Raw genomic sequence first — 22,709 nt, 5'->3', positions numbered from 1 at the left:
CGAGGGTTATCAACGATTATTAATAACGATCATCATTAACAGAAATGGGTGTTAAAACGCCGGGGAGCAGGGTTATGCGTTGGCAAGGGAGACGTGAAAGTGACAATGTGGAAGATCGCCGCGGCGCCAGTTCAGGTGGCGGCGGCGGGTTCCGCGTACCAATGGGCGGCAAAGGCGGCATTATTATTGTGGTGGTGGTGCTGATCGCCGGCTATTACGGCATTGACCTGACTCCGCTGCTGGGCGGCGGCGGGCAACAACAAATAAGCCAGACGCAGACCATCAGCCCGCAGGATGATGAGATGGCAAAATTCACGTCGGTGATCCTCGCGTCGACGGAAGATACCTGGAACACGATTTTCCAGCAGGAGGGAAAACAGTATCGTGAGCCGAAACTGGTGATGTATCGCGGCATGACCCGCACCGGCTGCGGCACCGGCCAGTCAGTGATGGGGCCGTTCTACTGCCCGGCAGACAGCACCGTGTATGTGGATCTCTCGTTCTATCAGGAACTGAAAGATAAGCTGGGTGCCGACGGGGATTTCGCCCAAGGGTATGTGGTGGCGCATGAAGTCGGCCACCATGTGCAGAACCTGCTGGGCATTGAGCGCAAAGTGCGTGAAATGCAGCAGGGCGCGTCTGAAACGCAGGTCAACCATCTCTCTGTGAGGCTGGAGTTGCAGGCGGACTGCTTCGCCGGTGTCTGGGGCCATGCCATGCAGGAACAGCAGGTACTGGAAGCGGGCGATTTGCAGGAGGCGCTGAACGCCGCGCAGGCAATCGGTGATGACCGCTTGCAGCAACAGAGCCAGGGCCGGGTGGTGCCGGACAGCTTTACCCACGGCACCTCAGAGCAGCGCTACACCTGGTTCAAACGCGGTTTTGACAGCGGAAACTATAAGGAGTGTGATACCTTTGCCGCCCGATAATTTATGACGCGGCAGGCAGGGTATGATCACCGACATCCTCAACGCACAGCACGCCATGCAGCAGGCCGGTATTCGCCGCCTGCTGGTGCTGAGCGGCGAACGCACATGGTGCCTGGCGCAGGCTGGGGCTATCGCCTCAGCGCTGGCCGCCGATGTGTTGTGGATGTCACCCGATCCCGCGCTGCCGCAGGCTCTTCCCCCGTCGCGGGCGAGGGGGCTGCTCGGCCGTGAACGCCAACATGCGGTCTTTGATGCAACCCAGGGCCTGGACGCCGAGGCGCTGGCAGCACTTGCCGGATGCCTGGCCGCCGGCAGCTGGTTGCTGTTGCTGGTGCCGCCGTGGGATCGCTGGCCGCACCAGCCGGACAGTGACAGTGTGCGCTGGAGCGAACAGCCGCAGCCTATTCCCACACCGCATTTTGTGGCTCACCTTACCCGCCTGCTGGAAAACGATGCAGAAACCCTGCTCTGGCGGCAGGGCGAGCCGTTTGTTCTGCCAGCATGGGCAGCCCGCCCGGCATGGCAGCGGCCGGACGGCGGCCCGACCGCCGGGCAGCGGCAACTCCTGGCCCGCCTGCAACAGGCTGACGCCGGCGTCTGGGTGGTGACGGCGGCGCGAGGCCGCGGCAAATCGGCGCTGGCAGGGATGCTGGCTGCTTCCCAGCCGGGCCATTGCCTGCTAACCGCGCCCAGCCGTGAGGCCGCAGAAACGTTAAGCCAATGGGCAGGCGACGACCTGCCGTTTATGGCCCCCGATGCGTTGCTGGCGGCCTGCCGGCGTCAGCCCCCGGCACACCGCGGCTGGTTGCTGATTGATGAGGCAGCGGCCATTCCGGCACCGTTGCTGCACGCGCTGATCGCCTTTTTCCCCCAGGTTTTGCTGACGACCACCGTTCAGGGCTATGAAGGCACCGGGCGCGGCTTCCTGCTGAAATTTTGTGCTGACCTGCCGTGCTGGCACGATCTCAGGCTCACCCAGCCGGTTCGCTGGGCGGAAGGGGATCCGCTGGAGGCCCTGCTGGATGCGGCCCTGCTGATGGCGGATTCTCCGGTGCCCGACAGCACACCGGCAGCGCACTGTACGCTGATGCCAGTGCCGCAGGCGTCCTGGCCTGAAAACCCCACGTTACTGGCCGACTTCTACGGGTTGCTCAGCGCCGCCCATTACCGTACCTCTCCGCTCGATTTACGCCGGTTACTGGATGCACCAGGCCAGCATGTGATGGCCGCCTGGGATCAGCAGCAGGTGCATGGTGCACTGTGGCTGGTGGAAGAGGGCGGATTACCCGAGGCGCTGGCGCACGAGGTATGGGCCGGTCGCCGCCGCCCGCGCGGCAGCCTGATCGCCCAGTCGCTGGCCGCACACGGCGGCCAGTGGCAGGCACCGGTGCTGCGCTCACGCCGCATCAGCCGCATTGCCGTAACGGCGGGCCAGCGTCGTCATGGGCTGGGCACCCGGCTGGTACAGGAACAGATCGCACGTGCGCATGCTGATGGGGCCGATTTCCTGTCAGTCAGCTTTGGTTTTACCGAGCCTTTATGGGCCTTCTGGCAGCAGTGCGGTTTTCGTCTGGCGCGTATCGGCAGCCAGCGTGAGGCAAGCAGCGGCTGTTATGCCGCGATGGCCTTATTGCCGCTCTCAGACGCCGGACATGCCCTGGCACAACAGGCCGCGTTGCGGTTCAACCGGGACTGGCCGTGGCTGGCGGCACGGGTTGACCTGCCGCTGCCGCAGGCAAACCACGTTTCACAAACACTGGATGATGAAGACTGGCGTGAACTGGCGGGCTTTGCGTTTGCCCACCGCCCGCTGGAGGCGAGCCTGGGTGCGCTGCAACGCCTGTTGCTGCACTCAGCCCTGCCGTTGCCGGCGCTGCGGGCGCATTTGCAGCAGGGTCAGGAGGTGGCGTCTCTCTGCGCGCAATTTTCGCTGCCGGGGCGCAAAGCCCTGTTAGTGCGTTGGCGTCAGGAGACGGCCAACGCCCTGGCGGCGTGTGATCCCGCTGCCTGCCGGCACGCACAGGCGTGGGCGGCGGCATGGCCGGGCGTATAACGCATTTACGCCCGCTTTTTACGATTGTCATTTTATTTTATTTTAAAGATTAATACAGGCCGCTTAAATTAATTGTGGCTTAATTAATTTGATTCTTGATATTAACTGATTAAATAAGATAAAAATAAATGGATGAATATCTTTATTATCTTAGAATTGTTCTTAAAAAATCTCAATGAATTAAGAGTTAGCGGTAAAGTTCCCTGCAAGGTTGAATAAAGTTCGACCTTAAAATATGATCGTCCCTGCGGATTACTGTGCAAGTAAGACTATTTTTTATTAATGGACGTGCCTCTTTATCAGAATAAATTCTGATAAGTAGCGGTGTAACTTTATGCATTGAGGGATTATCAAATGCCTGTCAGCCATAAGAAGTTCTCCTTATCAAAAATCACGCTCGCCTGTGCGCTTGCGTTGACCTCCTCTGCCGCACTATCACAAGATATCTCCGGTTCTTCCTTTGATACCTTTACGCATGGTGTTGATATTAATGGCCATGTGCATTATCAGGGGTATGTGGACTGGGATAATACTGCCGCCGGTTATGACGGCAGCGACATTTACCCGGTTATCAATAACGCCGTCGTAAATGGTGTGATCTCAACCTATTATTTAGATGACGGTGCGGGCGACAATAATACCCTGACCCTCTCGAATACCACGGTGAATGGGATGATCACCTCCGGTTGTATGACGGGGGATTGCAGTAATACTGAGCCGCGGGGGAATTATCTTGACCCCCTGAGTCTGGTTATTGATAACACCACGATTAATGATACCTATGAGCACTATATTTATGATGTGACGGATGCGGATCAGATACGTGATTTCCATCAGGTAGACACCTATGCGCTGGGCACCGCCATTACCCTGGATCAGGAAAGCAATATTACGATTCAGAATAACTCCCATGTGGCGGGTATTTCGCTGTCTCAGGGGTATGACTGGGCGGATGTGAACGGCAACAGCGCCGAAACCTTCGATAATAATGTCCAGATTAATGACTCGGTTCTGACCTCCGGCGCTTACAGCGAACTGGATAAGCAAGGTTTCTACGGCCAGTCTGATAAACCAAGCGATTACAACACCGCAACCAGCACTGCCGCCGATGATATCGCCCTGTCTGTGGTCGCCAGTGCCGATGCAGACAATGCCATGAAAACCAACGTGGTATTAAACAACTCCACCATGACCGGCGATGTCGCGTTTGTCAGCTATTTCGACAACGGCTATTACGTTGATGGGCATGACAGCAACGGTGACGGCGTTCTGGACACCGATGGCTGGGACAATACCGATGAACTGCACCTGACGCTGGATAACGGCAGCAAATGGGTCGGGGCGGCAACCTCCAGTGTCCAGGCGGACACCTCCCTGTATGACCACACCACCAACAGCCGCTGGCCGGCGTCAGTTTACAATTCTGATTATGGTCACCTGACCGGTGATGCCGTTTATCAAAGCGGCCTGTTCGATATCGCCATAAACAATGGTTCCGAGTGGGACGCGACCAAAGCCTCTAACCTGGACAACCTCACTGTTAATAACGCGTCACAGGTCACGGTGCAGGAAGCCTCTATTCTTGCCGACACCATTACCCTGACCAACGGTTCCCTGCTGAACATTGCGGCTCACGGTGACGTCGCCACCGACGATCTGCATCTCGACTCAGGCAGCCGCGCATCGCTGGTGGAAGAGAGTGCCCACCTGTATGCCAACACCCTGACGGTAAGCAACGGGGCGGAGCTGGATCTGGGCCGTGGTCAGGTTGACACCCAAAATCTGGTGCTGACTGACAACGGCGTATTTGATATCGGCAGCCGTGAATTTGTGCTGAATGCTGATTTGAATAATGCCCGTGACAAAACTGCCGCCGATTATGTTTATGACTCCGGCGTGATTGGCCTCAATTCAGACGGCCACTTGAGCGTGAATGGCACGGCAAACGGCAATTATCAGGTGCGTATTGATAATGCGACCGGTGCCGGCAGCGTGGCAGATTACAAAGACAAAGAGCTGATCCGCATCTATGGCGGCAACGCGACCTTTACCGACGCCAACGAAGCGGATCTGGGCGCCTATCGTTATCAGGCAGAGCAACGCGGTGATGTGGTGGTGCTGGACCAGAAAGGGCTGACCTCGTCCGCCAATGCGGCCCTGAGCCTGCCGTCTTCCAACGCCAGCACCTGGCACATGGAACAAGATACTCTGGATAACCGCATGGACAATGTCCGCCATACGGCTAATCAGGATAAAGGCGGTGTGTGGGTTAACTACTTTGGCGGCAACCTGAATACCAGCAATGATGTGGTTGACTACGATCAGGACGTCAACGGCGTTATGGTGGGCCTGGATAAAGTGGTTGAAGGCGGTGGCGAACGCGAATGGCTGGTCGGTATGTCTGCCAGCTTCGCGAAATCCAGCCTCAGCATGTCTGATGCTGACGCGGATTCTGACAGCCAGTCAGCCCGGGTTTACAGCAGCCTGATGTTTAACAACGGCGTGTTCGTCGACAGCTCCCTGAGCTACAGCCACTTCAGCAATGACCTCGACAGCACCATGAGCAACGGCCAGCACGCGTCCGGTGACAACACCACGGATGCCTGGGGCTTTGGCCTGAAACTGGGTTATGACTGGGCCTTCCAGCCGAAAGCCTACCTGACGCCATACGCCAGCATCACCGGCGTGTTTGTGGGGGACGATGACTACACCCTGAATAACGGCATGAACGTCAGCGATCAGGCATACGACAGTATCCGTTATGAACTGGGCGCGGACATCGGTTACACCTTTGAATATGCAGGCGGCCAGGCGTTCACCCCGTATGCCTCACTGGCCTATGTGTATGAAAGCTCAAGCAACGATGCGCAAATCAATGGTGACCGCATTGATAACGGCGTGGATGGCTCAGCCGTTCGCGTAGGGCTCGGTGGTCAGTTTGAAATGAGCAAAAACTTCAGCATCTATGCTGACGCCAACTACCTGGGCGGCAGCGATGTTGACCAGCCGTGGGCTGCCAACCTCGGTGTGAAATACCGTTGGTAATGCCGGTATGAAATATCATGGGTAGTGCCGGTACGACATGCCGTAGGTAATTAAGCAATTCCTGTTCGCCTCCCCCTGAGAGTACCCATTGGCCCCCCTGCGGGGCCTTTTTTTGTCTGTAAGCCGGGGAAGGGCCATAAAAAAACGGGCAGCCTGCGCTGCCCGTGGTGTGACTCCCGGCCAATTACTTTTTCTTTGGCCAGTCGTCTTCGTCATCCCATTGTGCGTTATTATCGCGATGGGGAGGAATTTCCGGTTTGTTGTTTAAAAAACGTTTATGATCCAGTCGGCGTAACTCTTTGATGCCGTTGAGGATAATACCCACCAGAATCACTAAAAAAATCCACCAGTAATCGGCTATCCAATGCATGGTTACCCTCCGTGATTAATGCTTACGTAACGCGTAAACAGCGTATCGATATGGGCAGACAACCACTCTGCGCCTGCCACATCCTGCCCTTGCCACGATGATATGATCTTTTCCGGCGTCAGTAACGTTTCCAGCTGACGGGCCGCCGGGTAATAACTCAAATGCCAGGGCTCAATCGCTACCCCGCCGCGATCCTCGGAAAAGGGACGGTAAAACCCAAACTCAGCCATATGCCCGGTCAGCCATTCCGTCAGCGGGGCAAAATAGCCCCCCGGCAGATATTCCCACGGCTCCAGTTGCAGGGGGTGCCCGGCCGGCAGCCGTGAGGGGTCATACACATCCAGATCGGTGCCCCAGTGGTGGCGGCTGGTGCCGGGCAGCGCTGACCAACGCAAAATAGCTTCACAGCGTTGCGCGACAGGGAGCGCGGCGGCATCCAGCGGCTGGCTGGCCTGATCTAAGAGTGGCCGCTCGCCACGGAATTTGCCATTCCAGATGGCGCGTTGCCGATCGAAGTCACGAAATGTGCTGGCCGGTTGCAGATCAAATCCGGCAGCGCGCGCAGCACGTTGCAAGCGGATAAACGCCTGTGCCGCCTCCGGCTGAAGGCGATGGGGGCCACAAAGCGGCACCAGATGGGCCTCGCTGCGGCCGGTCAGCATCTCGTCGGTGATCATGCGATTAACTGGTCCATAATCCGCTGGTACATTCTGCTCAGCAGTTGCAGGTCAGCCGCGCTGACACACTCATTAATCTTGTGGATGGTGGCGTTAACCGGGCCAAGCTCAACCACTTGCGCGCCCATCTGGGCAATAAAACGCCCGTCGGAGGTGCCGCCGGTGGTTTCCAATTTCGGCGAGATTTCGCTGTAATGCCGGACGGCCCTGACCACCGCGTCCACCAGCTCACCGCGTGCAGTCAGGAAAGGCTGGCCGGAAATTTTCCACTCAATGGTATAGCGTAACTGGTGCTTTTCCAGCAGCGCCTGTACCCGCTGCTTGATCAGCTCATCGGTTAATTCGGTGCTGAAGCGGAAGTTGAATTGCACAAAAAATTCACCGGGAATGACGTTATTACTGCCGGTGCCGGCCTGCACGTTAGCGATCTGCATACTGGTCGGGGGGAAGAATTCATTGCCCTGATCCCACTCGGTGGCGGCCAGCTCCGCTAAGGCCGGAAGCGCCCGGTGCACCGGGTTATCCGCCAGATGCGGGTAAGCCACGTGGCCTTGCACGCCATGAATATGCAGGTTGGCCGTCATCGAGCCGCGTCGGCCATTTTTGACCACATCACCCACGCGCTCAGTGCTGGATGGCTCGCCCACCAGGCAGTAATCCAGCCGCTCCTGACGCGCCATCAGGGCTTCCACGACTTTGACCGTGCCGTAAGTCGCGTTCGCCTCTTCATCAGAGGTGATCAAAAAAGCCAGGCGGCCACGGTGGTGCGGGTTGGCGGCCACAAAGCGCTCAGCAGCGACCACCATCGCGGCCAGCGAGCCTTTCATGTCCGCGGCACCCCGGCCAAACAGCATCCCATCACGGATGGTTGGTTCGAACGGCGGGTTAATCCAGCGCGACTCGTCACCCACCGGCACCACATCGGTATGCCCGGCAAAGGCCAGCGTTTTACCTTCACCACGCCAGGCCCAGAAGTTCTGAGTATCGCCAAAATTCATGGGTTCAATGGTAAAGCCCAACGCCTTCAGGCGGGCTATCATGATGGCCTGGCAGCCGGCATCATCCGGGCTGAGGGAGGGGCGCTTAATCAATTGCTGCGCCAAATCAATTACCGGACAGGTCATCTTAGTTCCCCTGTGAAATAAAGTGCTGATAGCGTCCGGCATCAAAACCGAGCAGTGACGTCTCGCCGGAACCGGCCAGCAGCGGGCGTTTAATAATCGCCGGGTGTGCCAGCATCAGCTGCAGGGCGGAGCCGGCATCGGTCACGGCCCCACGCTCCTCCTCACTCAGTTTGCGCCAGGTGGTGCCGCGGGTATTCAGCAACGCCTCATACCCCTGCTGGGCAATAAAGGTGTGAAGCATCTCCGCCGTCAGGCCATCAACCCGATAGTCATGAAAGCGATACGCCACCTGCTGCTCATCCAGCCAGCGACGGGCTTTTTTAACGGTATCGCAATTTTTTATGCCATAGAGGGTGAAATCAGGGGAGGTGGGGGACTCTGCCATGAAAAATACCTATAAACGCGTGATCAGAAAAGGGAACGGTGCGCCGGGGGCGCTGAATGTCCCGGCATCCCGACATAATGCGGGAAAATGGCGGGACGATCCAGCCGCCGGGCCCGTGTGATCAATCGATATAGCCTTTTTGCTGCATCGCCTGAATCTGGCCGGGTGAGGCGGCCACCATACCGGTGTGCAGCAGGTGAAAATCATAACGGCGGTAAAAATCGATTTTATCCGGCACCGCATAGATAAACAGCTTACCGTAAGGGCGCAAATCATCGCAGATGCGGCGCATCAGCTGATCGCCCAGCCCCCGGCCCTGTACATCCGGGTCAACCACCACATCGGAAAGGTAAGACGCATAGGTAAAGTCACTGATGGCATGGGCGGTCGCCACCAGTTTTCCCTCCAGATAACCCCAGTAACAGAATGCGCTGTTGCGGTAGGCCTGGCGTAATTGATCAACATTACGCGCATTCAGGCCGCCGCGCTCAATCAGCCGTGCCAGGGCCTGCCAATCCACCGGGTAGCGGGTTTCATCCGTCTCAATGTCCAGTTTTGCCATATTTTTTCGGCTCCCTATCAGGAAGAGTGGTATCCCCCACACCCAGGGGGCGTTGCAGCAAGACGGTGTCCAGCCATTGGCCCTGTTTCAGCCCGACGGCGCGCAGCACGCCCAACTGCTCAAAACCCAGTGAACGGTGCAGCGCGAGGGATGCCCGGTTGTTGCTGTTACCCACATTTGCCACCATCTGGCGATAACCCTGTTGTTCCGCCCATTCAATAGCGGTTTCCATCAGGCGTTTACCAGTGCCGCGCCCGGTTTCATCATGCCGTATATAGATGGAGTTCTCGACCGTATAACGGTAGGCGTAGCGTGGGCGGTAAAAAGAGAGATAACAGTAGCCAATGACCCGGTCACCTTCCAGGGCGACCCACCAGGGCAGGCCGCTCGCCAGGGTTTTCTGATAACGGATGTGCATTTCAGCCACATCAGGCGCGTCAGTTTCAAACGAAGCCAGCCCATACAGAACGTGATGGGCATAAATTGCCTGAATAGCCGGCATATGGCTCTCCAGGGCATCAGTAATCCTAACAGTCGTCATACGGCATTACTCCCGGTGGGAGACAGAGGGATTGGGCAAAACAGAGTAAGCGATTTCATCGCCGCTGGCAGGCGCAAATAATGGCAACGGCTACAAAAACAAAGGGATGGAAAAACAGGCCCTGGCGCTGCTGGTTTTTTTATTCCTGACGGCGGCAGAAAGGCTGTTTCATTGTTGCCGTAGAGGGCGCAGGTAAAAAAGCGTCAAATGAGCGGGAAGGGGAGGAGGTGATAATATGAAATTAATTAATTGTTATAAATTGGTTAATAAATAATCAACGTTAATGATTTATTGAGATTTAATTATGATAATTTCATGAGTTATTATTACTCGCGGTTTTTCTATGCGCGACGTGTTTATCAGGGAGAGTTTTTATTTTAATTCTTATTTGGCCATAGGGCTTTGTTTCAGGAATGAAACACCTATAAAGGGATTAATACCGGGAAAAGTAAAAATCTGGCCCACCTCAGCGTCTCATGGGGGCCATAAGCCCGGAAAAAGCAGCGATCAACACGCGGTAAACGCCCGTAGCATGGGCGGTAACCCGGTTTCATAACCCAGGTGAGGTTGACTGCCCTGATTGAACACTTTTTCTTGTTATAGAGCGTAGATAAACCACTTTAAAAAATTAATTGGGCAGGAAATCGTGCCGATATAAGGTTTATCGCTGCTCAACATGCTGCCGAAACAGCAATTGCACTGATAGTTAGACTGGATTAAAAATTGTTCATTAAGACTATTCCTAAAGTGAAAAAAGTGGCGTACACTTGCGTTAATTCATCAGTGAGGTGGTTATGGTCGAACAAGAAGTAAGTACCTGGAAAGACTTCATCGAAGAGATGTTACGTAAGTAATACGTAGGTGAAGTTAATAACAAGACTAAAGTGACATCTATTTTAATTTAATGCCGCATCAGGGTAAATTTAAAAAAGAGATTATACACAGCACTCTCTTGGCTATTACCTAATAAAAAGGGCCGTCTATTAAAGACGGCCCTTTTTTCATGGCCGGCGTGCCGGGCGGCACCCCGGAAGCAGGGTCAGGCCTGGCCTGCATCCGGTGCGGTGCCCTGCGTTTTCCGCCCTGGGAAACGGCGGCGCACCAGCACAAAGAACAGCGGCACAAAGAAAATGGCCAGCACGGTGGCGGTAATCATGCCGCCCATCACGCCGGTTCCGACGGCGTGCTGGCTGCCCGAACCGGCACCCTGGCTGATGGCCATCGGCAACACGCCAAAGATAAACGCCAGCGACGTCATCAGGATCGGGCGCAACCGCATACGTGAGGCTTCCAGCGTCGCCTCGGTCAAGTCGCGGCCTTTCTGGTGCAGTTCATTGGCAAATTCAACAATCAGGATCGCGTTCTTGGCGGACAAGCCGATAATGGTCAGCAGGCCGACCTGGAAATAGACATCATTTTCCAGCCCGCGCAGCCAGGTCGCCGCCACCGCGCCGATCACCCCCAGCGGCACCACCAGCATCACCGAGAACGGGATTGACCAGCTTTCATAAAGCGCGGCCAGGCAGAGGAAAACCACCAGCAGCGAAATGGCATACAGTGCCGGGGCCTGCGAACCGGAGAGGCGCTCCTGATAAGACATGCCGGTCCACTCCAGGCCAAACCCGGTGGGTAACTGCCGCACCAGCCGCTCCATGGTGTCCATCGCCGTACCGGTACTGATGCCCGCGGCGGCCTCCCCCACAATCTCCAGCGCTGCGTAACCGTTATAACGCTCCAGCCGGGGCGAACCGTATGTCCAGTGGGTGGTGGCAAACGCGGAGAAGGGCACCATGCCGCCCGCATTGTTGCGCACATACCAGCGGTAAATATCTTCCGGCAACATACGGTAGCGGGCCGCAGACTGGACATAGACCTTTTTCACCCGGCCACGATCGACGAAATCATTCACATAGGTCGAGCCCCAGGCGGTTTTCAGCGTGTCATTGATGTCATCCACCGAGACGCCGAGCGCCTGCGCCTTGTGCTGGTCGATATCAATCTGCAATTGCGGGCTGTCATCCAGCCCGTTGTGCCGCACCCGGGCCAGATCCGGCTGTTGGCCGGCCAGTTCCAGCAACTGGTCACGTGCTTTCATCAGGGCGGTGTGGCCAAGGCCGGCGTGATCCTGCAATTCCATATCAAACCCGGCGGAGTTACCCAGCCCACTGATGGCAGGCGGGCTGCTGGCGATCACCCGCGCTTCGTTGATCTCACGGAAAGCACGGGTCGCGCGCTCAATCACCGCGTCGGCAGAGCCGTCAGCGCTGCGCGCATCCCAGTCCGCCAGCCGCACGAACAGCCGCGCCACATTCTGCCCGTTGCCGCCCGGCCCGGCCCCGACGGTGGCGAACACCGACAGCACATCCTCTTTTTCCTGCGTCAGGAAATAGCGCTCAACTTTTTCCACCACTTTCAGCGTCTGTTGCTGGGTCGCCCCTACCGGCAACTGCACCTGTACTGTAAACACCCCGCGATCCTCCACCGGCAGGAAAGAGGTCGGCAGTTTGATAAACAACCAGGCCAGCCCGGCAATCAACAATACATAGATCAGCATAAAGCGCAGGCTGCGTTGCAACACCATGCCGACCCCACGCTCATAGCGACGGCTGTTGCGCTCAAAGCTGCGGTTGAACCAGCCGAAGAACCCGCGTTTGCTGTCATGGTGGCCCTGCGCAATGGGTTTAAGCAGGGTGGCGCACAGCGCCGGGGTGAGGATCAGCGCCACCAGCACCGACAGCACCATCGATGACACAATCGTCAGGGAGAACTGGCGGTAAATGGCCCCGGTGGTGCCGCCGAAGAAGGCCATCGGCACAAACACCGCCGACAGCACCAGGGCGATGCCCACCAGCGCCCCCTGGATCTGGCCCATCGATTTACGGGTGGCGGCGCGCGGGTCCAGCCCCTCTTCACTCATCACCCGCTCAACGTTCTCCACCACCACAATGGCATCATCCACCAGCAGGCCGATCGCCAGCACCATCGCAAACATGGTCAGGGTATTGATGCTGAAACCGCACAGGGAAAGTACCGTGAAGGTGCCGAGCAGCACCACCGGCACGGCAATGGTCGGGATCAACGTGGCACGGAAGTTTTGCAGGAACAGGTACATCACCAGGAACACCAGCAGCACTGCTTCAAACAGCGTTTTCACCACGTCCTCAATAGACGCTTTCACAAACGGCGTGGTTTCATAGGCTATTTTCGCCTGCAACCCGTGCGGGAAATAGTGGGAAAGCTCCTCGATACGCGCCCGCACCAGCTTGTCTGTTTCCAGTTCATTGGCACCGGACGCCAGTTTGATCCCCATGCCTGACGCAGACATGCCGTTATAACGGCTGAGGTAATCATATTTTTCTGCGCCCAGTTCAACCTGCGCCACATCCCCCAGCCGCACCACCGAACCATCCGCATTGACCCGCAACGTAATGGCGCGGAACTGTTCCGGCGTCTGTAACTGGGATTGCGCATTGATGGTGGCATTCAGTGCCTGCGTCTCCACCGACGGCATCCCGCCGAGCTGGCCCACGGCCACCTGGCTGTTTTGCGCGGTAATGGCGTCCACCACGTCGCTGGTAGTGAGCTGATAATCATTCAGCTTATTGGGATCGAGCCAGATGCGCATCGCATATTGCGAGCCGTAGGCGTCAATACTGCCGACGCCGTTCACCCGGCTGAGCGGGTCCTGCAGGTTGGTGGCGACATAATCCGCGATATCCTGCTTGTCCATGCTGCCGTCGGTGGAGACAAACGCCACCATCATCAGGTTGGTGTCACCGGTTTTCGAGACCGTCACGCCCTGCTGCTGCACATCCTGCGGCAGACGCTTCAATGCTGACTGCAACTGGTTCTGCACCTGCTGCATCGCCTCATTGGGATTGGTGCCCGCCTCGAAAGAGAGCGTGACCCGTGCCTGGCCGGTGCTGCTGCTGTCTGATGTCATATACATCAGGTTATCCAGCCCGGTCATGCTCTGCTCGATCACCTGCGTGACGGTGTTTTCCAGTGTCTGCGCTGACGCACCGGGGTAAGTGGCCGTAATACGCACATTGGGCGGTGCCAGGTTGGGGTACTGTTCTACAGGCAGTGAAAAGATCGCCAGCAGGCCGGTAAGGGAGAGTATGATCGCCAACACCCAGGCAAAAATCGGGCGATCAATAAAGAAATTAGCCATCTGCTGAAAACCTCATGATTACACTGAGCGCGACATGCCGCGCTGCCCGGCAGGCGCGGGGCGAACCCATGCCCGGCCCCTTTGGCACTTTACGCGCCACGGGTGGCAAAAGCGTGGAGAAAATAAGAAGATAATGTAAAAAAAACTAAGATGTTCCGTTGCAGAATACTCTGCCGTCCGCAGACGATGTCTGCGTCGCCCTTTGCCCGGCGGGTCTGAGGCCCGGTTAACGGCAGAGAGGACAGGGAAGTGTCATAATCAATGTTTATGGTTCAACAGGAGTCTGTCATGCCGCTCAACTCTGTTTTTGCCCGCCGCCTCTATCTTTGCTGGCTGATAAGCCACCATGAGCGGCCCAATGTGCCGCGCCTGATGGCACTGACCGGCTGGCCGCGCCGGACATTGCAGGATGTGCTGAAAGCCTTGCCGGGGATGGGGATTGAACTGCAATTTATTCAGCAGGGCATACGGAATAATGACGGTTACTACCAGCTGGCGGACTGGGGCCCGCTCGACAGCCAGTGGATCACCCGCCATCATGATCAGTTGCTCGCTGCGATTGAGTGACCGCCGGGCGGGTTACTGTTTTTTATGCTCAAGATAGAGCACCGTGGCCGCCACGCGTGACCGCACATCCAGCTTACGCAACAGGTTACGGATATGCACTTTGACCGTCTCTTCTGAAATTGCCAGTTGGGCGGCAACCTGCTTATTGGACATTCCGCGCGCCACTTCCTGCAACACATCCCGCTCACGCTCGGTCAGGGCGGCAAAGGGGTCAGCCTGGTCGCCGCGTGAGGCGAGATAATCGGCCACGCCCTCACTGAACACCGCGTTGCCCCCGGCAGCCTGATGGATGCAACTGAGCAGGGCTTCGGGTTCGCTGTCTTTAAGCAGGTAACCGTCGGCCCCGGCATCAATCAGGGCATAGACGTCACTGCGCGCGTCAGACACCGTCAGCACAATGATGCGGGCAATCACGCCGTCACTGCGCAAGGCTTTCAGGGTATCGAGGCCGGAAAGCCCGCGCATATTCAAATCCAGCAGGATCAAATCCGGTGCCGTGCGCGCCGCCAGCGCCAGTGCCTCACTGCCGCTGCTGGCTTCGGCCACCACGGTAAAGGCCGGGTCCAGTTCCAGAAGTTGTTTGATACCGCGCCGCATCAGCGGATGATCGTCCACGATCATAACGGTATGTGTTTGATTCGCCATAAAAACCCTTCTCCATGCGTAACACCGTTTTATCTCTCTTCAGACCACCGGCGCAAACGCTGCCTTCACTGCTGGTGAGAGGGAGGCAACAGTATGCCTGCCTTTACCAACAATAGGGGCAAATCGTCCGTTTCACCTGCTGAAAAGCGAAGAATCCCGGTATTTTTACCGTTGCGGAAACAGCAGGCGCACTTCGGTGCCGCGCGGAAGGGCCTGCCGGATGGTCAGGTTGCCGCCCAGTTTCAGGGCGCGCTCCCGCATAATGGTCAGGCCGTAATGGCCTTCCGGCTCCTCGGTGCTGATAATGCCGGTGCCGTTATCGTGAACGGTAATCACATTTAACTCATCGTTATAAGGGTGACATTTTATATCAATCACGCTGGCATTGGCGTGCTTGATGGCATTCAGCACCGCCTCCCGGACAATTTGCAGGGCATGTACCTGCTGCTGGGCGCTTAACGATTGCGAGGGCAGCGCGCAATCAAGGCGGATTTCCGCCTCGCTCTGCGCCTGTAATGGGATGAGCATCTGGCGCAATGCCTCTTCCAGCGAGGCCTCCTGAATCGTCAGGCGGAAAGTGCTGAGCAGTTCACGCAGTTGCAGGTAGGCATCGGCCATGCCCTGATCCAGAGCTGACATAATCTCCTGCGCCGGGGGTGGGGCGTCGGGCAGGGCGCGTTTCAGCAACGTCAGCTGAATACGCAGGAAAGAGAGCGCCTGCGCCAGCGAATCATGCAGTTCGCGGGCAATGGTGGCGCGCTCTTCCATCAGCAACAGTTGCATCTGCTGCTTCTGGGCATAGTTGAAAAACACCCCGCGCCCCAGCATATTGGCCACGTTATCCATCAGTTGCGGGTGAGGGATCGGCACCTCGCTCTGCCAGTCCAGTTGGCCGACGGTATGGTTATCCTGCACGATAGCCAGGCTGTGCCAGTTCAGCGTCTCCTGCGGTATGCCGCTGTCAAGCTGCCAGCTGCCGCCGCCTTCCAGCACCGTCAGGCGCAGGCAGTGCAGGTTTTCACTGTTGCGCACAATGTCCAGCACCCGCTGGAAACAGGCCCGGTCGAGCTGGCCGACGCTCAGCGCCTGCGAGCAGTCAAACAGCACCCCCAGCGCCCGGTTGGCCTGCATCAGCCGCGCGGTTTTCTCCTGCACTTTATGCTCCAGCGAATGGTAGAGGCGGGAGAGATCGCCGGACATCTGCTGGAAGGTGGCTGAAAGCAGCCCCAGTTCATTGGGCAGCGTCTCCTGCAGCGGCGGAAAAGCAAAAGTGCCGTGCTGCATCGCCAGGCTGGCATCGACCAGTTTATTCAGCGGGGCCACCACCTGCCGGCGGATGAAACGCAGGGAGAACACCACCAGCATAATAATGGCGGAAAAACCAACCAGGCTTATCGCCGCGACCATCGCCAGCTTGCGTTCGGCATTACGCTGAAGCGCCAAAACAAAATCATTGATCTCAGCGACATACCGTTCCAGGTGTCGCTGATAGGTATCGGGCTGCCGGGCGCGGACGGCGGCATCCATTTTCTCCCAGCTGGCACGCAGCACCTGATACCGCTGTTCAACGTCTGACGGCACATAAAAACGGTTAAGGTGGCGCAGGGCCGGCGCGTCCAGCGAATGGCGGTAATCGCGCAGGTGCGCATCCAGTTGCGGCGCCTGGGTGGTGAGTTCATAAGCCAGCCGGTAACTCTGCATCCGCAGCGCCCCGGCAAGGTTCACGGTTTCTGCATCGCGCAGGCTGCTGAACAAGGTCAGCAGCGCCATGCCGGTGGTCAGCCCGGAGAGCAGCAGAATGCCGCACAATACCCGGGCGAGTGAGTGGGTAAGTGAGCGTTTGACTGTCACCACAGCGCCTCAGTAAAGAATAAGAAGAGTCAATGAACGAGCGTAAAGCGCATCTTAATCAAAATTATGGCAGGGGGCAGGGATTAATTCCCGGTTTGCGCGGCAGCACCCGGCACATTTCAGCGCCCGCGGCGGCTGGCATATCCCTGGCGCGCGCCTTATTATCACAGGCGCACTGTCCTGGTCAGGACAACATCGTTCATTGACGCTAAACCGGGGAGCGGTATGGCAGCGAAAATTCACATCATCAAAAATAAAATTTTATCCGATAACTGGTTTGTGTTGCGTAATTACACCTACGAACTGGAAAAAGCGGACGGCAGCCGGGTACAGCATAAGCGTGAGGTCTATGACCGCGGGAACGGCGCGACTATCCTGCTCTATAACCGTGCAAAGAACAGCGTGGTGCTGATCCGCCAGTTCCGCATGGCGACATACGTGAACAACAATCAGGACGGTATGTTGCTGGAAGCCTGTGCCGGATTGCTGGATGACGACTCACCGGAAGACTGCATCCGCAAAGAGGCGGTGGAAGAGACCGGCTACGTGGTGGGGAAGGTAGAGAAACTGTTCGAGGCATATATGTCACCGGGCGGTGTCACAGAGCTTATCCATTTCTTTGCCGCCGAATATGATGACGCCCAGCGCAGCCACGCCGGGGGCGGGGTGGAAGATGAAGATATCGAAGTGCTTGAAATCCCGTACCCGCAGGCGCTGGAGATGATCCGTGACGGCCGCATCAAAGACGGCAAAACCATTATGCTGCTGCAACACGCGCGCCTGGCGGGTCTGCTGGTCTAGGCCCGCGCGGTTGCCGCCCTGAACCGGCCTTTTCTTGTGTCGCGGCTGTTCCTGTGCCGCGGCTGTTCTTATGTCACGTCCGTTTATCACAGGCTTCAGGCTGCGTTAACCTGGCCGATTTTTTGCGGCATAACCGGCGCGGATGCCGCCCGGTGATGAGGATCACGCGGCAGATTCCCTTGTTTTCTGTAACGCTATTCTCCATATATTCCGCATTTTTAAACACATTTTTGTGATGGGTTTATCACAAAAACGGGGGGCACAGCAGATAAGTGAATACTTATAGCTGCTCTGCCCTCACACCCTTTGCTGCGCACCTCGTAGGGTGACGTTCTCGTATGCGGTAAATCTGCTGTCGGCGCGTGCCGATGATTTGTTACGGAGAACGTTATGTCTGCAACCCATGAGTACCCCGGTAAACCGGAAACCGGTGCCGGCAGTGCGGCGAAGAAAACCCGCCTGATGAATCTGTTTGTCTCGTTTGCGGCGGCGATGGCCGGCCTGCTGTTTGGGCTGGATATCGGCGTCATCTCCGGCGCACTGCCGTTTATTACCGATCACTTCTCACTGAGCAGCCACCTGCAAGAGTGGGTGGTCAGCACCATGATGCTGGGTGCCGCCTTCGGCGCACTGGCTAATGGCTGGCTCTCCTCGCGGCTGGGGCGTAAATACAGCCTGATGGCCGGGGCGATCCTGTTTGTCGCCGGGTCTGCCGGGTCAGCGTTGGCCCAAAGTATTGAGGTGCTGCTGGTTTCCCGGGTGCTGCTGGGGTTTGCCGTCGGCATCGCGTCTTATACGGCACCGCTCTACCTGTCTGAAATGGCGACCGAAAACATCCGCGGCAAGATGATCGCCATGTACCAGTTGATGGTCACGCTGGGTATCCTGGTCGCGTTCCTTTCCGATACCGCCTTCAGTTACAGCGGCAACTGGCGCGCCATGCTGGGCGTGCTCTGTATTCCGGCACTGATCCTGATGGTGGCGGTATTCTTCCTGCCCAACAGCCCGCGTTGGCTGGCGGCCAAAGGGCGGCATGTGGAGGCGGAGCAGGTGCTGAACATGCTGCGCGATACCTCTGAAAAAGCGCGCCAGGAACTCAACGACATCCGCGAAAGCCTGAAGTTGAAACAAAACGGCTGGGGGCTGTTCAAAACCAACCGCAATGTGCGCCGGGCAGTCTTCCTTGGCATGTTGTTGCAGGCGATGCAGCAGTTCACCGGCATGAACATCATCATGTATTACGCCCCCAAAATTTTCAGCCTGGCAGGGTTTACCAGTACCCATCAGCAGATGATAGCCACCGTGGTGGTCGGTCTGACTTTTGTGCTGGCAACCTTTATCGCCATCGGCATGGTGGACAAGGCCGGGCGCAAACCGGCGCTGAAAATCGGCTTCTCGGTGATTGCCTTAGGCACGCTGGTGCTGGGCATCTGCCTGCAACTGATTGAGAACGGCAACCACTCAACCGGCATCTCTTACCTTTCCGTCGGCATGACCATGATGTGCATCGCCGGCTATGCAATGAGCGCCGCCCCGGTGGTCTGGATCCTCTGCTCAGAGATCCAGCCGCTGAAAAGCCGTGATTTCGGCATCACCTGTTCCACCACCACCAACTGGGTCTCTAACATGATCATCGGTGCCACTTTCCTGACGCTGCTTAACAGCATCGGGGCGGCCGCCACCTTCTGGCTCTACACCGGGCTGAACGTTGTCTTCATCGTGATCACGGTCTTCCTGATCCCGGAAACCAAAAACGTCACGCTGGAGAAGATCGAGAAGAACCTGATGGCGGGCAAAAAGCTGCGCGACATCGGCTGCTAGCAACGCGCTGTGCCAACGGTGGCCGGGGTTTCCGGCCACATTGCCAGCCCCGCTTCTATTTACAAAACAGCAGCATATTATAAAACAGTAATATAAAGCTGTTCAGGCGGCGTGCGATCCATCGTGCGCCGCCGTGCTGTGGCGGATCTCTTGCCGGGCCATCGCCAGGTCATGGCAGGGCCGGATCATGGCAGCGTCAGCCCGGCACCGCCCGGATGCGGCAGAATCTGCGCCCACGGCAGCACCGGCCAGCTCAGCCCGGCCTCACAGGCGCGTGCCACCCTGGCAAACGAGGGACTGAACATCAGCCCTTGCGGGGTAAAGTACCAGGCTGGAAAATTCCATACCTCAGGGTCGCTGTAGTTACAGCCCTCTTCATCCCCTTCTGCCGGGGCGGCCATCTCAGTGGGGTAAAGGGCGCGGAAGCGGCTTACCAGCCAGGGTGCAAACTGTTTGCTGCGGTAGGCCGAATACTCATCAAAACTCACGCTGTTGCGGTTATCGCCCTCATCATCATCACTCTCTTCGTTGTCATAAAGGTAATGGAACGGGCGGCCAGACCCGACCCAGAGCACATCCTCCAGCGCCAGCTTCTCCCCGGTACGGGCATTGAGATTAAGCGGAGCATCGCCGAAATCCGGGTGCGCACCGCCGCAGTCATAGCTGGTAAAAATGCTGATGCTCACCACATTGGCAGAGAGGTATTCCGGCGTGACAGTCTGGTCAAACTCACCCTGGCCAAAGCGGCTGGCCCCGAGCTGGCAGCCATGATAATCCACCACTTCCTGCCATAACCTGGCGCGCAGTTGCTGGTTAAGCTGTGCCAGCTGTGCCGGCGGGTAGCCGGACATAATCTCAAAGAGGGTGATGCCGGATTGTGGCTCTGTCCACCACTGAAGCGGGTAGCCCATCACCGTTTGTTGTTTGCCACGTTGCAGCCGTAACCCCTGCAAACGCAGATATTCATAAGGGTCGTCACCCGCCAGTGAGGCGAGGTAGGGGTCATCCCCCTGCGCCGCCACCGGCTGGGCGGCAGTGAGTTGCAGCGGCAGCGCATTGCCCTGAGCACTGACCCACTCACCCTGCCATCCGTGTGCGGTAGGGTGCAGGGTGATGGTGGGACGCGGCGACGCATCGAGGCTGTCCAGCCCCTCTTTCATGCTGAGTGTCTCCTGGGCCAATTGGCCGTTGAGCGGCAGGTCAAGGTGATATTTCTGGTAGAAATAGCGCCCGCTGACCTCCTCCGGCTGGGTGAAATCAAGCTCGGCCACAATAGCCTGGCTGCCCAGGGTGCCGGTATACACCGCCGGCCCCTCTTCGGCATACAGCGGCAGGGCCACGAACAGGCCCGCAGCATATAACAGCCCCGCTGTCGCCCGCCGCCACACAGTGTTCATTCCGTTTATCATCTTTGGCTTCCTCCCGCCACGCGTTGATGCCCCGGCGGGCGGCGGTTATCAGGTTTGCGTTACCCTGAAAGCATACCAGCCCGGTGAGGTACCGCAGCATTTTGCAGGCCGGGCAGGGTAACGGCAATGGCCGGGTGCAACCAAATTGCAGTGTTGCGGGACGCGTTCCAATACCGGATGAGGTTTGCGGCCGGGCCACGATAATTTGCGTGGCGTTTCGTAAAATGCACAGGAAAGGGAGGCAATTTTTCAACGTGTTACGTTATTATCGGGGCGAACTTTCCCGGAGCCGAGAATGATGATGTTAAGAGCCGTGACCTTTTCTGTGCTGCTGATGGCGGGGTGGCAAGGCACCGCCGCCGCTGATCCGCTGCAACAGGATTACAGTGACTGGACAGTCAGCTGTGACAACCTGAACCGTTGTGAAGCGCGTAATATTAATGACCATAATGGCCTGGTGCTGCATCTCAGCCGTGAGGCCGGGCCGCAGGGCAGGGCAGAAGCCCGCCTTGATAACCAGCAGAGTGAGGTTTTTGAAGGCGAAGATACCCGGCCAATCGCCTCACGCCTGACGCTGGACGGCAAGGTGTTGCGCCTGAACCCGCGTGAATGGCAGATAGCAGACCACGTTACCCGAGCCGACAATGCGCTGGTGGTGGATGACTTTATTGCCCGCCTCCGTGATGCCTCCGTACTGACGCTCTCCGGGCAGGAGAAGGCACAGGTGCGGCAGGTGGTGTCACTCAAGGGGCTGAAAGCGGCGCTGTTGGCGATGGATGCCCAGCAGGGCCGGGTGGAAACCCGCACCGCCTGGGCGACGCCGGGCAGCAAAGCTGCCGATACGGTGCCCGCGGCCCCGGTTGCGCCGGTGATGCCGGCATTCACTCCCGCGCCTTCGCTGTCTGAACGCGAGATCGCCGCGCTGACCCAGTTTGCCGCCACCAACATGGACACCAGTGACTGTACGCTGGAGCAGTCGGAGCGCGACATCAGCCTGACGCCGCTCAGCGGGGATAAGGCGCTGATTTTGGTGAATTGCGACATGGGTGCCTATAACCTCTTTTCTCTGGCCTCCGTGGTGACCCGCCATACGCCGTTGAAAGCAGAAGATTTGGTATTGCAGGCACCGTTCAAACTGAATGGATCGCAACTCATTGAGCCGGAGCTGATCAATGTCGACATGGACGAGGCGCGCGGCCAGCTGTCGATCTACGCCAAGGGGCGCGGCATTGGTGACTGTGGGGAGTCCAGCCGCTGGGTATATGACGGCAAACAGTTCCGGCTGGCGGAATACCGCGCCGAGCCGCACTGCGACGGCTACAGCCTGAACGGCTGGCCGTTACTGTGGACGACGCAGGGTGAAAAGTAAGGACTCATTTGCCTGATGGGGTGAATCCCCCGTGTGAGCGGGGCTAAGCCGGACACTGTTTTCAACGTTTGGTTAGGGATCATATGTTTCCCGCGTGAGCGGGGCTAAACCGAGCAGTTGCGTCGTATGGCGAGCTATGCACAACGTGTTCCCCGCAAGAGCGGGGATAAACCGGATCTGTATCACCGGTAGATTACGTTCCGCTTGTGTTCCCCGTGAGAGCAGGGCCAGACCACCGTTGTGTACGCGGGGCTGAAAAGCAGACATAAAAAAAGCGCCCCATCGGGGCGCTTGTCAGCTCAGGCGATACGGGCTTAGCCCAGCAGCGCTTTCGCCTTGCTCACCACGTTCTCCACGGTGAAGCCGAACAGCTCGAACAGCTTCTC

The 22,709-nt window shown here is 57.6% G+C and carries 19 protein-coding genes; 9 read left to right on the top strand and 10 right to left on the bottom strand.

Annotation, left to right across the window (positions count from 1 at the left end; translation table 11 throughout):
* The first annotated feature begins 74 nt into the window (after positions 1-74).
* The 3 genes from ypfJ (at position 75) to JK232_RS16750 (ending at position 6,027) form a co-directional block, all read left to right on the top strand.
* On the top strand, positions 75-929 hold the full coding sequence (gene ypfJ / locus JK232_RS16760) for a KPN_02809 family neutral zinc metallopeptidase (RefSeq protein WP_072930358.1): 855 nt from the start codon (positions 75-77) through the stop codon (positions 927-929).
* A 22-nt stretch (positions 930-951) separates the two neighbouring features.
* Entirely contained in the window at positions 952-2,982 is a 2,031-nt protein-coding gene (locus JK232_RS16755; protein WP_246538634.1) for a tRNA(Met) cytidine acetyltransferase TmcA, read from the top strand.
* 354 nt (positions 2,983-3,336) lie between these two features.
* The gene (locus JK232_RS16750) at positions 3,337-6,027 is read left to right on the top strand and encodes an autotransporter outer membrane beta-barrel domain-containing protein (protein WP_212589429.1); all 2,691 of its coding nucleotides are present in this window, start codon (positions 3,337-3,339) and stop codon (positions 6,025-6,027) included.
* A 184-nt stretch (positions 6,028-6,211) separates the two neighbouring features.
* Here JK232_RS16750 and JK232_RS16745 read toward each other — a convergent pair whose 3' ends face one another.
* From JK232_RS16745 to JK232_RS16720, 6 genes are all read right to left on the bottom strand, one after another.
* Complete coding sequence (locus tag JK232_RS16745) at positions 6,212-6,397, bottom strand: YpfN family protein (RefSeq protein WP_072930362.1); 186 nt, start codon at positions 6,395-6,397, stop codon at positions 6,212-6,214.
* 2 nt (positions 6,398-6,399) lie between these two features.
* A complete protein-coding gene (locus JK232_RS16740) occupies positions 6,400-7,059 on the bottom strand; it encodes a M15 family metallopeptidase (protein WP_212589458.1) in 660 nt (219 codons plus the stop codon).
* A gap of 11 nt (positions 7,060-7,070) precedes the next feature.
* Positions 7,071-8,198, bottom strand: a complete 1,128-nt coding sequence (gene dapE / locus JK232_RS16735) for a succinyl-diaminopimelate desuccinylase (protein ID WP_101829312.1) — start codon at positions 8,196-8,198, stop codon at positions 7,071-7,073.
* 1 nt (position 8,199) lies between these two features.
* Positions 8,200-8,583, bottom strand: coding sequence for an ArsC family reductase (locus JK232_RS16730; protein ID WP_101829313.1), 384 nt, complete (start codon positions 8,581-8,583; stop codon positions 8,200-8,202).
* A 121-nt stretch (positions 8,584-8,704) separates the two neighbouring features.
* Entirely contained in the window at positions 8,705-9,136 is a 432-nt protein-coding gene (locus JK232_RS16725) for a GNAT family N-acetyltransferase (protein WP_072930427.1), read from the bottom strand.
* On the bottom strand, positions 9,126-9,686 hold the full coding sequence (locus JK232_RS16720) for a GNAT family N-acetyltransferase (protein ID WP_212589428.1): 561 nt from the start codon (positions 9,684-9,686) through the stop codon (positions 9,126-9,128). Before JK232_RS16720 ends, JK232_RS16725 begins: the two co-directional genes overlap by 11 nt.
* 794 nt (positions 9,687-10,480) lie before the next feature.
* On the opposite strand from JK232_RS16720, the gene ypfM reads away from it, so the two are divergent.
* The gene (gene ypfM, locus JK232_RS23090) at positions 10,481-10,540 is read left to right on the top strand and encodes a protein YpfM (RefSeq protein ID WP_139300320.1); all 60 of its coding nucleotides are present in this window, start codon (positions 10,481-10,483) and stop codon (positions 10,538-10,540) included.
* A 185-nt stretch (positions 10,541-10,725) separates the two neighbouring features.
* Here the strand turns inward: ypfM and acrD are convergent, their stop codons facing one another.
* Complete coding sequence (gene acrD / locus JK232_RS16710; RefSeq protein ID WP_212589427.1) at positions 10,726-13,860, bottom strand: multidrug efflux RND transporter permease AcrD; 3,135 nt, start codon at positions 13,858-13,860, stop codon at positions 10,726-10,728.
* Between the two features lie 288 nt (positions 13,861-14,148).
* On the opposite strand from acrD, the gene JK232_RS16705 reads away from it, so the two are divergent.
* On the top strand, positions 14,149-14,427 hold the full coding sequence (locus JK232_RS16705; protein WP_072930374.1) for a winged helix-turn-helix domain-containing protein: 279 nt from the start codon (positions 14,149-14,151) through the stop codon (positions 14,425-14,427).
* Positions 14,428-14,439: 12 nt separating this feature from the next.
* Here the strand turns inward: JK232_RS16705 and narL are convergent, their stop codons facing one another.
* Both narL and narQ read right to left on the bottom strand, forming a co-directional pair.
* Positions 14,440-15,072 (bottom strand): two-component system response regulator NarL, encoded by a 633-nt coding sequence (gene narL, locus JK232_RS16700; protein WP_072930375.1) that lies wholly within the window; start codon positions 15,070-15,072, stop codon positions 14,440-14,442.
* Positions 15,073-15,237: 165 nt separating this feature from the next.
* The gene (narQ, locus tag JK232_RS16695) at positions 15,238-16,923 is read right to left on the bottom strand and encodes a nitrate/nitrite two-component system sensor histidine kinase NarQ (RefSeq protein ID WP_072930429.1); all 1,686 of its coding nucleotides are present in this window, start codon (positions 16,921-16,923) and stop codon (positions 15,238-15,240) included.
* A gap of 32 nt (positions 16,924-16,955) precedes the next feature.
* Between narQ and JK232_RS16690 the strand changes: the two genes are divergently transcribed.
* From JK232_RS16690 to JK232_RS16680, 3 genes are all read left to right on the top strand, one after another.
* Positions 16,956-17,129 carry a hypothetical protein gene (locus JK232_RS16690; protein WP_165698462.1) on the top strand — a complete coding sequence of 58 codons (174 nt, stop codon included), beginning with the start codon at positions 16,956-16,958 and terminating at the stop codon, positions 17,127-17,129.
* Between the two features lie 19 nt (positions 17,130-17,148).
* Complete coding sequence (nudK, locus tag JK232_RS16685; RefSeq protein ID WP_072930376.1) at positions 17,149-17,724, top strand: GDP-mannose pyrophosphatase NudK; 576 nt, start codon at positions 17,149-17,151, stop codon at positions 17,722-17,724.
* Between the two features lie 390 nt (positions 17,725-18,114).
* On the top strand, positions 18,115-19,545 hold the full coding sequence (locus tag JK232_RS16680) for a sugar porter family MFS transporter (RefSeq protein ID WP_212589426.1): 1,431 nt from the start codon (positions 18,115-18,117) through the stop codon (positions 19,543-19,545).
* Positions 19,546-19,730: 185 nt separating this feature from the next.
* Here the strand turns inward: JK232_RS16680 and JK232_RS16675 are convergent, their stop codons facing one another.
* On the bottom strand, positions 19,731-20,942 hold the full coding sequence (locus JK232_RS16675) for a hypothetical protein (protein WP_212589425.1): 1,212 nt from the start codon (positions 20,940-20,942) through the stop codon (positions 19,731-19,733).
* Between the two features lie 307 nt (positions 20,943-21,249).
* Between JK232_RS16675 and JK232_RS16670 the strand changes: the two genes are divergently transcribed.
* Positions 21,250-22,323 (top strand): DUF1176 domain-containing protein, encoded by a 1,074-nt coding sequence (locus tag JK232_RS16670; RefSeq protein ID WP_241506100.1) that lies wholly within the window; start codon positions 21,250-21,252, stop codon positions 22,321-22,323.
* The last annotated feature ends 386 nt before the right edge of the window (positions 22,324-22,709 follow it).

This window comes from Nissabacter archeti, assembly GCF_018257325.1.
Classification (GTDB): Bacteria; Pseudomonadota; Gammaproteobacteria; order Enterobacterales; family Enterobacteriaceae; genus Chimaeribacter; species Chimaeribacter arupi.
This window is presented reverse-complemented; position numbering and strand designations above follow the sequence as displayed.

What these genes read in the sequence shown, in the direction of transcription:
- nudK (WP_072930376.1), top strand. Translation starts at nt 17,149, where the DNA reads ATGGCAGCGAAAATTCACATCATCAAAAATAAAATTTTATCCGATAAC.
- acrD (WP_212589427.1), bottom strand. Translation starts at nt 13,860, where the DNA reads ATGGCTAATTTCTTTATTGATCGCCCGATTTTTGCCTGGGTGTTGGCG.
- JK232_RS16755 (WP_246538634.1), top strand. Translation starts at nt 952, where the DNA reads ATGATCACCGACATCCTCAACGCACAGCACGCCATGCAGCAGGCCGGT.
- JK232_RS16670 (WP_241506100.1), top strand. Translation starts at nt 21,250, where the DNA reads ATGATGATGTTAAGAGCCGTGACCTTTTCTGTGCTGCTGATGGCGGGG.
- narL (WP_072930375.1), bottom strand. Translation starts at nt 15,072, where the DNA reads ATGGCGAATCAAACACATACCGTTATGATCGTGGACGATCATCCGCTG.
- JK232_RS16745 (WP_072930362.1), bottom strand. Translation starts at nt 6,397, where the DNA reads ATGCATTGGATAGCCGATTACTGGTGGATTTTTTTAGTGATTCTGGTG.
- dapE (WP_101829312.1), bottom strand. Translation starts at nt 8,198, where the DNA reads ATGACCTGTCCGGTAATTGATTTGGCGCAGCAATTGATTAAGCGCCCC.
- JK232_RS16730 (WP_101829313.1), bottom strand. Translation starts at nt 8,583, where the DNA reads ATGGCAGAGTCCCCCACCTCCCCTGATTTCACCCTCTATGGCATAAAA.
- JK232_RS16705 (WP_072930374.1), top strand. Translation starts at nt 14,149, where the DNA reads ATGCCGCTCAACTCTGTTTTTGCCCGCCGCCTCTATCTTTGCTGGCTG.
- JK232_RS16675 (WP_212589425.1), bottom strand. Translation starts at nt 20,942, where the DNA reads ATGAACACTGTGTGGCGGCGGGCGACAGCGGGGCTGTTATATGCTGCG.
- JK232_RS16680 (WP_212589426.1), top strand. Translation starts at nt 18,115, where the DNA reads ATGTCTGCAACCCATGAGTACCCCGGTAAACCGGAAACCGGTGCCGGC.
- ypfJ (WP_072930358.1), top strand. Translation starts at nt 75, where the DNA reads ATGCGTTGGCAAGGGAGACGTGAAAGTGACAATGTGGAAGATCGCCGC.
- JK232_RS16690 (WP_165698462.1), top strand. Translation starts at nt 16,956, where the DNA reads ATGAACGAGCGTAAAGCGCATCTTAATCAAAATTATGGCAGGGGGCAG.
- JK232_RS16750 (WP_212589429.1), top strand. Translation starts at nt 3,337, where the DNA reads ATGCCTGTCAGCCATAAGAAGTTCTCCTTATCAAAAATCACGCTCGCC.
- JK232_RS16740 (WP_212589458.1), bottom strand. Translation starts at nt 7,059, where the DNA reads ATGCTGACCGGCCGCAGCGAGGCCCATCTGGTGCCGCTTTGTGGCCCC.
- JK232_RS16720 (WP_212589428.1), bottom strand. Translation starts at nt 9,686, where the DNA reads ATGACGACTGTTAGGATTACTGATGCCCTGGAGAGCCATATGCCGGCT.